14 protein-coding genes are annotated in these 13000 nt (G+C 35.2%); 3 read left to right on the plus strand and 11 right to left on the minus strand.

Features of this window, described 5'->3' with window-relative positions; all coding sequences use genetic code 11:
• Positions 1-2: 2 nt before the first annotated feature.
• The 9 genes from FFM71_RS09640 to FFM71_RS09680 all read right to left on the minus strand — a co-directional run bounded on the left by FFM71_RS09640 (position 3) and on the right by FFM71_RS09680 (position 9429).
• Positions 3-626, minus strand: a complete 624-nt coding sequence (locus FFM71_RS09640; RefSeq protein WP_137611963.1) for an HAD hydrolase-like protein — start codon at positions 624-626, stop codon at positions 3-5.
• 2 nt (positions 627-628) lie between these two features.
• Positions 629-1066 (minus strand): D-aminoacyl-tRNA deacylase, encoded by a 438-nt coding sequence (dtd, locus tag FFM71_RS09645; RefSeq protein ID WP_137611964.1) that lies wholly within the window; start codon positions 1064-1066, stop codon positions 629-631.
• Positions 1066-3300, minus strand: coding sequence for a RelA/SpoT family protein (locus tag FFM71_RS09650; RefSeq protein ID WP_137611965.1), 2235 nt, complete (start codon positions 3298-3300; stop codon positions 1066-1068). The genes dtd and FFM71_RS09650 overlap by 1 nt, the downstream gene beginning before the upstream one ends.
• Before the next feature lie 88 nt (positions 3301-3388).
• Positions 3389-3727, minus strand: a complete 339-nt coding sequence (locus tag FFM71_RS09655; RefSeq protein ID WP_041501079.1) for a hypothetical protein — start codon at positions 3725-3727, stop codon at positions 3389-3391.
• Between the two features lie 10 nt (positions 3728-3737).
• Entirely contained in the window at positions 3738-4487 is a 750-nt protein-coding gene (locus tag FFM71_RS09660; protein WP_137611966.1) for an RsmE family RNA methyltransferase, read from the minus strand.
• Complete coding sequence (gene prmA / locus FFM71_RS09665; RefSeq protein ID WP_137611967.1) at positions 4468-5385, minus strand: 50S ribosomal protein L11 methyltransferase; 918 nt, start codon at positions 5383-5385, stop codon at positions 4468-4470. The genes FFM71_RS09660 and prmA overlap by 20 nt, the downstream gene beginning before the upstream one ends.
• 519 nt (positions 5386-5904) lie before the next feature.
• Positions 5905-6306: a hypothetical protein gene (locus FFM71_RS09670; protein ID WP_137611968.1), complete on the minus strand. Its 402-nt coding sequence runs from the start codon at positions 6304-6306 to the stop codon at positions 5905-5907.
• A gap of 354 nt (positions 6307-6660) precedes the next feature.
• Positions 6661-8865: a glycoside hydrolase family 31 protein gene (locus tag FFM71_RS09675; protein ID WP_137611969.1), complete on the minus strand. Its 2205-nt coding sequence runs from the start codon at positions 8863-8865 to the stop codon at positions 6661-6663.
• A 381-nt stretch (positions 8866-9246) separates the two neighbouring features.
• Complete coding sequence (locus FFM71_RS09680) at positions 9247-9429, minus strand: hypothetical protein (protein WP_137611970.1); 183 nt, start codon at positions 9427-9429, stop codon at positions 9247-9249.
• A 672-nt stretch (positions 9430-10101) separates the two neighbouring features.
• On the opposite strand from FFM71_RS09680, the gene FFM71_RS09685 reads away from it, so the two are divergent.
• A complete protein-coding gene (locus tag FFM71_RS09685; RefSeq protein ID WP_137611971.1) occupies positions 10102-10608 on the plus strand; it encodes an aminoacyl-tRNA deacylase in 507 nt (168 codons plus the stop codon).
• Between the two features lie 41 nt (positions 10609-10649).
• Here the strand turns inward: FFM71_RS09685 and FFM71_RS13820 are convergent, their stop codons facing one another.
• Positions 10650-10784 carry a hypothetical protein gene (locus FFM71_RS13820; RefSeq protein WP_263390696.1) on the minus strand — a complete coding sequence of 45 codons (135 nt, stop codon included), beginning with the start codon at positions 10782-10784 and terminating at the stop codon, positions 10650-10652.
• Between the two features lie 151 nt (positions 10785-10935).
• Between FFM71_RS13820 and FFM71_RS09690 the strand changes: the two genes are divergently transcribed.
• Entirely contained in the window at positions 10936-11115 is a 180-nt protein-coding gene (locus FFM71_RS09690; protein ID WP_137611972.1) for a DUF2207 domain-containing protein, read from the plus strand.
• A 332-nt stretch (positions 11116-11447) separates the two neighbouring features.
• Here the strand turns inward: FFM71_RS09690 and FFM71_RS13440 are convergent, their stop codons facing one another.
• Positions 11448-11621, minus strand: a complete 174-nt coding sequence (locus FFM71_RS13440) for a hypothetical protein (RefSeq protein WP_171000528.1) — start codon at positions 11619-11621, stop codon at positions 11448-11450.
• Between the two features lie 98 nt (positions 11622-11719).
• Here FFM71_RS13440 and FFM71_RS09695 point away from each other — a divergent pair, with 98 nt between their 5' ends.
• Positions 11720-12946, plus strand: coding sequence for a M20/M25/M40 family metallo-hydrolase (locus tag FFM71_RS09695; protein WP_137611973.1), 1227 nt, complete (start codon positions 11720-11722; stop codon positions 12944-12946).
• Positions 12947-13000: the final 54 nt, after the last annotated feature.

Raw genomic sequence — 13000 nt, forward strand, 5'->3', positions numbered from 1 at the left:
CATTAAATTATTTTTTCGATTTCTAACAAATCGCTGACCTGATAATCATAATCAAAGTCAACTTTCTCTGAATTCAAGAGAATCGTCTGTGCCCCGACACTATGGCCAAAATCAATATCAATTTTACGGTCACCAACAACCCAAAGATCTTCTTTTTTGAGATCATACTTTTCAATCAAGTAATCTAACATTTCTGAATCAGGCTTACGCTTAAAATCATCAGCAACAGTTACAATTTCCTTGAAGTAATGTTCAATGCCCAAGGACTTAGCCAATGGATAAATTGATTCATCACGATGTGTCACAATAAATTGCATGTAATGTTTATCATCACAATACTTCAAAATATTTTTAATGTGAGGAATCAGGGTGATTCTATCGTGATAGTCCTTCTCATATCGATAATAACTAGCGTAGAAAACCTTAACGGCCTGTTCTACGTCCTCTTGGTCAGCCAATAATTCGGTGACAAATTTTCGTACTGAAGTCTTCTTGGCCTCTTTAAAAATCGTATCTTTAGACAAGCTAATGTCAAAGTTCTCGCGCAGAGATTTCTGTGTAGCTGAGACAATCCCCGGATAACTATTGGCAATAGTATCATCAAAGTCCCAAACAATGCTTTTCATATTTATCTCTCCATTAAAATAGTCACTGGTCCATCATTAGTGAGTGATACTTGCATATCAGCACCAAATTCTCCAGTTTCAACGGTCAAACCGTACCCTCTCAATAAATCATTGAATTGATCATATTTTTTACTTGAATCTGCAAAATTTCCAGCTCCAATAAAGCTAGGACGATTGCCATGCTTAGTATCTGCATATAGAGTAAATTGAGAAATGGATAAGATTTCACCATTGACGTCATTTATCGCTAAGTTCATTTTATCATCAGCATCAGAAAAGACACGCATATTTGCTATTTTGTGTGCCATATATTCGATTATTTCGTCAGTATCAACATCCGCAAAAGCCACCAACAAACAAAATCCCTGATCAATTTGACCAAGGATTTTGTCGTCAACAGTGACTTTAGCTTGAGATACTCGTTGTATTACAACTTTCATTAAGCTACCGTCCTCTTGATTTCATAGACATTCGGGATATTCTTCAATTTTGAAATAATACTATCCAAATGTTCCTTATTATTTACACCAATGCTTACATGAATAATCGCCATTTTTTCTTTATCAAGGCGACCGATCACATTATTGAGCGTATTAGTATTCGAGTTGATTACTTGCAAAACTTCATTGATCAAACCATTACGATTGAATGCATAAATGTCCAATTCAGCTGTATAACGTTTTTCTTGGGTAACATTATCCCAGCTAACATCGATAAAACGCTTCTTTGCTTCTTCACTTTGAACATTTGGACAATCTGCCCTATGAATTGTCAGCCCACGACCTTTAGTGATATAACCGACAATTTCATCCCCAGGAATGGGGCTACAACATTTAGCCAAACGAATTAATAAATTATCAATCCCTTGAACAGAAATGCTTGTATTAGCATTATTGCGCTCTTTTTTTAGTTTTGGACTGTCACTTTGAGGTTGAGTAATCTTATTGTCATCCGTATTAGTGATAACTTGATCCTCAAGCTCTTTTTTCTCGGCTTCTTTCTTACGATCCGGATCTTCACTAACTAACTTGTGAACCACGTTTATTGGTGAAAGCTCGCCATAGCCTACTGCATTGAAAAGTTCATCAGGTTCGGTATAGTTGAAAATCTTCATAGCAATTTCCAAATGTTTCTTATCAAGATATTTTTTGCTCGATAGAGAACGATTCTTCAATTCATTTTCAATTGATTCACGACCAAGGACAATATTTTCTTCACGGTCCTTAGTTCTGAAATAACGTTTGATTTTATTGCGGGCACGAGAAGTATAGACGACATTGACCCAATCACGACTTGGTGAAGAACTGGAATTTGTCAGCATTTCCACGATATCGCCATTTTTTAGTTGATAATTCAAAGGTACCATGCGACCACTGATTTTGGCTCCAACAGAATGATTACCAACCTCAGTATGGACCTGATATGCAAAATCAAGCGTAACCGCACCCTTAGGCAATTCAATAACCTCACCTTCAGGTGTGAACACATAAACTCGGTCATTGAAGATTTCGCCTTTCACTGACTTCATGAAATCAGAGGCATTATCAGAGTTTTCCTGTAATTCAAGAATTTCACGGAAAACATCGATCTTCTGCTCGTTGTCATCTAAATTGACGCCTTCAAAGTTGCCTTCTTTATAAGCCCAGTGAGCAGCAACACCATATTCAGCAACTTGATGCATTTCAAAAGTTCTAATCTGCACCTCTAATGGTTGCCCTCCTGGTCCGATGATAGTCGTATGTAAGGATTGATAGCCATTTGCCTTTGGTACCGCAATGTAATCCTTAAAACGACCAGGGATTGGTTTCCATTTGGAGTGAATTGAACCAAGGACTGCATAACAATCCTTCACTGAATCAACGACAATACGAATAGCCAGCAAATCATATAGTTCAGAAAATTGCTTGTGCTTATCACGCATCTTTTTATAAATCGAATAGATATGCTTGGGACGACCATAAATATCATATTTGATACCTAAATCGTCGACATTCTTCTTGATGTAGTCAATTGCTTCCGCAATATAAGCTTCTCTTTGATCACGTTTGCTATTCATCAAATGAACGATTCGGTAATATTGTTGGGGATTAATATAATGTAGCGATAGATCTTCTAGCTCCCATTTGATCTTGCTAATACCTAAACGATCGGCCAAAGGTGCATAAATTTCCAGTGTTTCATTAGCAATTCGACGTTGTTTATCAGGTCGTAAAGCCTTTAACGTTCTCATATTATGTAAACGATCAGCTAATTTAACCATGATGACACGCAAATCCTTGGCTGTTGCTAAAAGCATCTTTCGGTGATTTTCAGCCAACAACTCTTGATGTGAGTGATACTTATACTTACTAATCTTAGTAACACCATCAACAATGGTAGCAACTTGATCACCAAATAATTCGCGAACATCCCCTAATGTTACATTGGTATCTTCCACGACATCATGCAAATAACCAGCAGCAACAGTGTATGGATCCATGTGTAATGAGGCCAAAATTTCTGCCACTTGAGTTGGGTGAATAATGTATGGCTCGCCAGTTGCACGTTTTTGTTCCTTGTGAACGTAAGCTGCAAACTGGTAAGACTTATTGACAAATTCGACGTGTTCATCATTCATGTATTCACGACAAATATCTAAAACTTCTTCTGGTGTATAATCTTTAATTTTTTTCATGAAATATTCACCCCGTTACAATAAAAAGCACTCAGCGAGTGCTTTTAAGTTTACATATCATTATGATTAACTTATTGCTAATAAGCAATTATTTTTCTTTATCAAATAAGAAATAAATTAAAATACTTAAAACCAAGTATATACCTGCTAAAAAGTATCCATAGCGCCCATATTTAACGAAAACGCTGATAACAAATATTACTGGAAAAATGACTAAATTATAAAAGGATAAGTCATATTTTTTAGAGAACCAACCAATAAAACTGGCAAATAAGATATTAATAATAAAGAACAGCCAGATAATACGATTTGTTCTACCCAGATGGAACAGGTTAAACAGAATCGGCATAATAAATACCAATATGATTGAGATTAATGCGATGTAAGTTGTTTTTGATTTTTCAACTTTATTCCAAATATTTTTCACGATTTGTTCCTCATTTTACTGTTAGTTCGTACTTATATGATAGCACTGATAAGAAGTACATGGGGGCTGTTTCTGCTCGCATGATTCGAGGTCCCAAACCAACTGACAAGAAATTAGCCTGATTTAGAAAATCAATTTCATCTGGAGCAAACCCACCTTCAGGTCCAAAAGCGCATAGAACTGACTTGTAACCTTGATTTAATGTTTGTGCTAATCGACTAATCTCGCCCTGTTTAGCTGATTCTTCATAGGCAACTAGATTAGCTTCTGCCTTATATTTCAGTAAGTCTGTCAAATTATCAACATAAATAACTTGCGGAATAATACGTCTCTTAGACTGTTGCGCTGCATTTTTAGCAATTTCTTGTAAACGAGCCAATTTCTTTTCGACAACATTTTTCTTCCATTTCATAATAGAATACTTGGAATCGAAGAAAATAATCGTCCTAGCGCCTAGTTCAGTCGACTTCTGTGTAATCCATTCAATCTTGTCCTTTTTCGATAATGAACAGGCAACGGTCACTGATACCGGCATTTCGGTACTAGGATTGTCGACTAACTCGACAGTAGTTATGATTTTTGCGTCATCGACATCAATTTTAGTAATCGTTGCCACATATAATTTCTCACTGGTATCAACTAAGTAAACAACGTCACCATTCTTATGCCGCATAACCTTTGCCACATGTTTAAAGGTTTCTGGTTCGTCAATGACAAAAGTATTGCCACTGATAATATTTTTAACGAAGTATTGCTCCATCTTCCGCCTCGTACTCTTCTTTTCTTCTACAAATTAACGTTGACCAGCCTTTCAAATGGAAAGCTTCTAAGACCATAAAGCCTTGCTCTGACATCTGTTCAGTGATCAACGCTTCCTTTTCATTAATAATACCTGATAATACGACAAATCCGTTAACATTTAAATGTTCATCGATATCAGGAATGAATTGTTGAATAACGTCCGCCAACATATTGGCAACTATCACATCAACTTTACCATTAACACCATCAAGTAAGGAATTTTCAAATACTTCAATATCCTCACAGCCAGGGTTCAATTGAATATTTTCCTTAGCTGCACGAACTGCCTCTGGATCGAGATCATAGGCTTTGATGTCCTTAACACCCAACAAACGTGCCTGAATTGACAAAATTCCTGAACCTGTACCAACATCATAAAGTGAATTGGCATCTCCCAAAATCAATTCTAAAGCTTGCATACATGAGTAAGTCGTCGGATGCGTCCCTGTTCCAAAAGACTTACCCGGATCCATAACAATAATATGTTCATCATCATATTTAGGCTGATAATCGACCCAATTGGGTACGACCGTTAAATAACGACTAATTTTTACTGGATGATAATACTGTTTCCATTCATTTTCCCAACTACTATCGTCAAGCTCACTGACAGAGACCTCAACACCGGCTATATTAAAGCCAAATTCAGGTAATTTTTTTATTTGAGACTGTAAATTGTTTAGAATTGATTCATTATAGTTTTTTTCATCAAAATATGAATTAATTTTTGTTTTCACACTATCATTTTCATCATCAACCATTTCAGTTCCATTAGCGCCAACGCGCATAAAGACATCTGAAATAATTTCAGGATCAAAGTCATTCGGAATTGAAACTGATAATTTTTTCCAAAGCATAAACGTTCCTCCATTGTTAATTAAATTGTTCTTTGCCGTCTACAGAGTTGATAAATTGTTCTTTAGTAACTGAGTTATAAAAGTTAATTAAATCAACATGTAATTTTAATTTATCCTTTTATCCCTTATAAAATATGTAAGAGATATTTATTCATAAAAAAGCGTTGATTTCTAAAATAAACGTAAGGCTAAAAGACAAAAATTTACATATCGATCATTATTACAAACCTAGGGCTAATTTATTCAAATAATCAAAAGTCTTCGTTTTATTATTCCTGTCATTAAAAAACAAACTATTTGGAAGAGCTGAGTGTATTCAATTACACCACCGGGCGTGTTGAAGACTCGCGGGTTTCGCGAGTCTTCAACCGAGGTTCGAGACCGCTCCTTGGCTCGGGCCGTTCCGCGCAGCAAATAAATACTCTCAGATCTGGAAACGGCATACTTAATTAAACTTTCAACCTTTAGTTATTAATAAGATTACTAGAAAAGGCACACAAAAAAAAGACGTTACCGCCTTTATTTAATGAAAATATTAATTGAATTAACAAATTCCTCTTGACTAGTTCTTATTTTTGACCGAGCTTCTTCTAAAACCACTTGATTTAAAGCATTGTTCTCGGTATCAAGGCAGTTGAGTGCATCAATCAAATTGATAAAATAATTGTTCAATTTTTCAGCCATCGGACTGTTTTGTAGGTTGTATTTATCGATGTAGGAAATGCACAGCTTCATAAACCGATCAATATTTGAAATATAATTATCAGCCAATCGTGAATAAGTTTCATATCTCAGCGCTTCACCTCTTTCGATAACCTTCATTGTTTTGAAATATTCCATGAAGACCTCATTATATGTAACGAACTTTTCTAAGAGAACATTTGTCTCTAAAATACGATATCTACTTGTCATTGCTGTCATGTGCTACACCTCTTTTTTTCCTTTTTTACATAATATCATATGAATTTAATTATGAAAAGTATAAGTTTATATTTATATACACTTTTCTATTTTTTCGAAACGCTATTCTAACGGTCTTTATATAGAAGCAATTTTTTTAAATTAAATTTCAATGTTAAAAAAATAAGTTAATTGCTTTTAAAATCAAAGCAATTAACTTATTTTTAAAGACGGTCCTAAGGGTTGAAAATCAAAAAATTGATATAACCGTTGTTGTTACAGACCTAGCGTTAATTCATTTAAACAATTACACCACCGATCGAGTGGATTTTGCGAGGCTTCAAACAACCTCAGCTCTGGAAATGACATACTTAACTACGAGTTGTAAGAATGCCTAATATAAGCAACTTCACTCAGGCTGCTCCGCAAATCATTATTCTCCAATGTATTTATTAAATTCATAAATGAAGCATATTTATACTTCTCGTCGTTAAATGCATCCGACAATTGTTGTTTCAAATCAAAACTGATATAAGCTCTTTGTAGCCTGTTGTTAAACTCTTTATCTACAGCGCGTCGATTATCATGATGGGTCTTCAAGGAAATTTGTCGATACTTTGGGATAATATTATCCGGATCATTCACAATCCACTTCAAAGATTCTTCTAATTCATTCCAAGTAAATAAAGTCTTTGCAATTTTATCCCCTAAATGCTCAACCATTTCATAACTGCCATCCCGTCCAGCAAATACTTCCACTTGAATATTAGTTGGCAAATTTTCTAAATCATTCATATAATCAGGATTTGTTACAATCAAGCTTCCCAACCGCACAAATACTGGGATTGTATTGCTATCCCGATAAGTTTTGATAACTGTATCACCACGATATCGTAGATGGCTGAAATAATCGACCCAATCGCCGGATGGTAACCAAGTTTTGCTATAAGCCATTTGTGTTTTATCATCGTGGGGGCTCGTAATTGGTGAAATTAACATCTCTGAACCAAAGAAATACTCATTTTTCATCGCATAAGCTTCAGCTTTTTCCGGATAGTCGTAATAAAGTGGTTTAACTAGCGGAATACCTTCAGTATGCGTTTTATAATTGGCTGTATCGATATAAGGAACTAATTTTGTCCGCAGACGCATAAACTCTTCCTGTGTATTCTCAAAATCAGAGCGATAATTCCAAGGTTCCTTACCACTGAAAGTATTATTGGATGAATGTAAACGATTTATTGGACTGAAAACACCAAACTGTAACCACCGTGTCGCTAATTCACCATCAAAATCACCATGCATGTGGCCACCAATATCATGACTCCACCATGTATAACCAATATTAGCAGCTGTAGCTGTAAAATATGGTTGAAAATCTAATGACTTCCAAGAAATAACTGAATCACCTGAAAAGCCTAATGGATAGCGATGTGATCCCGGGCCTGCATATCGGCTGAGGATTAATCCATTGCCGTTTGTCCGTCGATCATTATCCGTAAAGTGATAATAATTCAGCAACCACAGTGGATCCATTTTTTTTGCATTCTTGGCTAAACCTTGTTGCCAATCCAACCACCAAAAATCAATTCCTTCATCCTCTAATTTGTGATGAACATCATTGAAATACGCTTGTCGAAACTTTTTATTATCCAATTCAAACGTTGCTGGTTCATTTTTTTCTACATTTAATTCCAAATCCTTAGCGACTGCTGGATAGACGTCTTCAAATGCCCTTATACCGGCAGCCGGATGAACATTCACTGTTACCTTTTTCCCGTCATCATGTAGCCATTGCAAAAGCTTTTGATGCTCTGGAAATAGCTCTGTATTCCACGAATAACCAGTCCAACCAGAACCAAATTTCTGCGGAATATCAACTTTATGCCAATCCATGTCTAACACTGAAACATTGATTGGTACCTTCTTCTTGTCAAACTTTCTCATCAAAGATTGATAACCAGCTTGCGTATATTGGTAATAGCGGCTCCACCAATTACCCAAGGCAAACCGGGGCAACAGTGGCGTTGGGCCAGTTAATTGATAAAAATCAGTTAAAGTTTTCTGATAATTACGCCCATAACAGAATAAATAACCATCCGTCACCAAATTATCACGAGCCTTAAAAGAATCAGATTCTTGTTGATAAATAAACGATTTCGAATCATCCAAGTAACTGTACCCGTCGCGTGACATAATACCTTTATCTAGCGGAATCGCCCCATTTGCGTGATCAAGTGTCCGAACAGTTCCCAGAAGATTCTGTTGGTGATCATCATTATCTTCTCCAAAATACCAACGATTTTGATAAACGGAATATGCTTTTTTAATATCAATATAGAGTGATTCGGCTGAAAAATTTCCACCATCATAGTATAAGTGAAAACCCTTTGTATCAATCTCCACTTCATGACCATTGGAATTACGTAAAACACCTACTTCTGGTTCATCAAAATCTCGATTAAGCACAGTTTGCGTAGGTCGATCTTCAAATTTACCTGTGTCATCTTCCTCAATTCTCAATAAATAATCAGTAATAACTGTAAAGCGATAGGTTTTCCCAACAACTACCCTGTTCATATTAATGGTCCTCCGATTTGTAAAAATAGTTACCTTGATAAATTCGAAAAAGAACAATTTTTCAATCTTAAGTTATAAGCTAAAGGTTGAAAGATGAAAAATTAATATAACTATTATTTGCCTAACTATTATTGTTACAATCCTATGCCACGAAAGTGGCGTTAGGACTTTAGTCCTTACACCACCGGGCGTGTTGGAGACTTACCGTTTTTTGGTAAGGCTTCAACCGAGATTCGAGACCGCCTTTTGGCTCGGATCGTACCGCGCAGCATATGAATACTTTCAGCTCTGGAAACGGCATAATGCATCAAACTTTCAACCTTTAGTTATAAGTATAAAAAAAGGGGCACCCATGTTGAACATGAATACCACTTTAGTTTATTACTTATCGTTATTTTGAGATACCCGATTTGGCCCATCAACAACTTTTTTTCGTAAGGATTCATTATCCTTAAATAACTTTTGAGCCTCGGATAATTTTTTAGGACTATTCTTAATTTCTTGAGAAATTTTACTAAAATCATTCTTGGCAGGATCTTCTTCATGTTTTTTGAAAAAACTCATACTAATCGCTCCTTATCCTGTTGTAACGCTAATAATTATATAACAGTATTATGAAAATACACCTGAAAAATAAAATTAATTTTCTAAGTACGAAGGACTATTCACTTTTAAAAATTATTAGCTTTGTTATTATATACTATATAGCGTATCGTGCTAGTTAATGTGCCGTTTCTGGAAACGATGAATGCTTTTTATTTGTTCATTAAAGATTGAAAGTTTGATGAATTATGCCGTTTCCAGAGCTGAAAGTATTCATATGCTGCGCGGTACAATCCGAGCCAAAATGCGGTCTCGAATCTCGGTTGAAGCCTCACCAAAAAACGGTAAGTCTCCAACACGACCGGTGGTGTAAGGACTAAAGTCCTAACGCCACTTTCGCGGCAAATGAATACTTTCAGCTCTTCCAACTAGTTTTTTAATAATAAGAATGTCCAATTGTAATCTTTTGCTATTTAACTAAATTAATAAATAAATTGAGTTTAGGACTGTTACAGCATTGTTTATTTCACATTTCAAGCTTCTGTTGTTCATTTATAACACACATAATTATTTTTTCTATTATACATAAAAATTTATTGAAGGTACATTTATTAAACACAATGGTTTTTAAAGATAAATTACTAACTAGTTCCATACATTAATTAAGCTTAAAGTTTTAGGGGTTGAAGAAAAATGAGTAAAAAAAAGAAGATACAAAAAACATTAGTTGAAAAGATTCTTGATAAGGAAAAAGTTGATTATGTTCCCATGACTTTTCAAACAGAAGCCGATGGTGATACTCAAGAACTTGTAACTGACAAGAGCACTCAGGATGGATACAAAATTTATAAAACCTTAGTTTTAACCGGTAATAAAACAGGTCCATTAGTTGGAATGTTACCTCTCGACAAACACTTAAGTTACAAAATGTTAGCTAAATTATCTGGTAATAAAAAGGTCGGCATGGTTCCTTTGAAAGATTTAATTAAAACCAGTGGCTTTGAACATGGAGCCAATAGTCCGGTGGGGATTCATTCATTGCACAATTATCCGATCTTCTTTGATAATGAAGCTGACCGGTCCGAAAAGATTATTGTATCTGCAGGCAAAGTTGGCCAATCCGTCCTTATCGAACCACATGCCTTAGCAAAGGCCGTTAACGCAACATTTGGTGACTTTGCGGTCGATAATCCAGAGTAAAAAAAAATCGCCAACGACCGAAGTCATTGACGAATTAGTTTCTATGCAGCTTTATTGTTTTTTAGATTAGTGATAGCTTTTTCAATAGTTGTACCGTTGCCAAAGTTATTGCTATTATTAACATCAACTGCGGTGAATAATTGATCATTAAGATCTAATAAAATTCTGTATTTCATTATTCACATCTCCTTTATGTTCCGTATCAAAGGGTAGCGACTGATTGTTATAATACTTGCTTTTAGAACTAAAGTCAAACAAAAAGTTTATTACTTGACTTTATCGTGATTTTGAATAAAATTTAAGTTACCACAAATAAAGGAGGACTAAATGAACAATATTTGGAAATACATTTTGGGATTCTTCATTGCCCTACTACTCTTCTCATTCTTCATCCATGTAATCTTTCCACTGATTGTCATCTTGGCAATCATCGGTGGTATTTATTATCTCTATCGAAGACATCAAAACAATAAGTACACTCCTGATGGTCGTAAAAAAGTTAACTAAGTTTTGCCTCCTTGGCCTAATCAGTTAATCTTTTACCCTTATGGTACATATTGGTACGCTTAATAATTATAAAAATCAAACTTAAATAAAGTACAAGCCAGTAATCCGTATATTCAAAAGATTACTGGCTTTTTTCTGTATTTAACTGAAGGTTGAAAGGTGAAAAATCAATCCATCAATTGCTATTACAGGTTTAGAGTTAATTTATTTAAATAATCAAAAATCTTCATTTTATTCCCGTTATTAAAAATAATAAACGAGTTGGAAGAGCTGAGAGTATTCATTTACATCACCGGGCATATTGAAAACTCTCAGATCTGGAAATGGCCTACTTACTTACTTGGTCTATCAATATCAGCAGTGGCCGAGATCAACAGTAACACTGCTCCAGCAACTGCTGCAGAAATTAAATTAGCATTGCTGAACCACTTGAAAATAAAGCCTAATACTGCCACAACTAAAAGTAAAATACCTAACCAACGGTCAAGTTTCATTAATAAATTCATTTTGCACGTCCTTTTATTATTAATTTTGCGTAAAGAATACTAAAATAGATTATGAATTGATAATTACTAATATTATACATTATCTTGGAGGGCTAAAAATGGATAAAGCACAAAGACTAGGTGTTTTAGATGATTTAATCAAGTTGGAGACAGTTAACGGTCGAGAGGAAATCGTTGCTAACTATCTTAAAGATTTATTTGAACAAAACGGAATTGAAGTTGAACTTAACAAGTATGATGAAAATCGTTATAACTTAATCGCTACAATCAAAAAAGACAACGGAAAATTTCTTGGTTTCACCGGTCATGAGGATGTTGTTGGTACAGTTGATGACAGCAAGTGGAATTATGGTCCTTTTAATCCTAAACATATTGATGGCAAGATTTTCGGACGAGGTTCATCTGATATGAAAGGTGGCTTAGCTGGTATGGCTATCGCCTTGATTGAATTGAATGAAGATTCTAATTTCAAAGGAAATCTAAAATTTATTGCCACTGTTGGTGAAGAAATTGGTGAATTAGGTGCAGCCAAACTAGCCAAAGAAGGTTACGTCGACGATGTTAATGCTTTAGTGGTTGGTGAACCAAGTAACTCATCTTCTCGACTTGTTTTGGAAAAATTAGTTGGTGCTGGTTTAATTGAAACTAACGGTCAAAAGCCTGAATCACGTATGGCTGCCTTTTGTGCCCACAAAGGTTCAGTCACATACAAAGTTATTTCTCATGGACGCGCAGCTCACAGTTCAATGCCAGAGGTTGGTATCAATGCCCTCGACAATTTAGTTGCCTATTACAACAAACAATCTGATTATTTCAAGGAAATCGTTAAAGCTGACGATGACATACTTGGAACAACTAAACCATCCGTAACCATTATGAACGGTGGTAAACAAGAAAATACCATCCCTGATTATGCTGATATGACTGTCAAAATCAGAACTATCCCAGAATATAATAATGACAAGATTATTGATGAATTAAAAGAGATCATTGATAAGATGAATCAAGCTGATCCTCGAATGAACTTGGAATTTCAACTATCCAGCAGCAATTGGCCCGTTAAAACTGATATTGATTCTAACTTCATGAAACTAGTTCGTCAAAGTTACAAAGATGTTCTCGGAATTAATATTTTAACCGTTGGTGCTCCTGGTGGTACTGATGCCTCACAATTTATCAGAGCTAACCAAGACTTAGATGTTGTAGTTGCCGGACCTGGTAATGAATCAGCTCACCAAATTAACGAATTCGTCTTTGAAGATGATTACTTGAAATATATTGATATTTACAAGGCAATTGCTACTAAGTACTTTGAAAAAGACTAATCGATCATTAGAAAACAATAACCGTCTCTCCTATAAATGATTTGGAGAGACGGT

Origin of the sequence: Companilactobacillus huachuanensis (genome assembly GCF_005404815.1) — a bacterium.
Lineage (GTDB): Bacteria > Bacillota > Bacilli > Lactobacillales > Lactobacillaceae > Companilactobacillus > Companilactobacillus huachuanensis.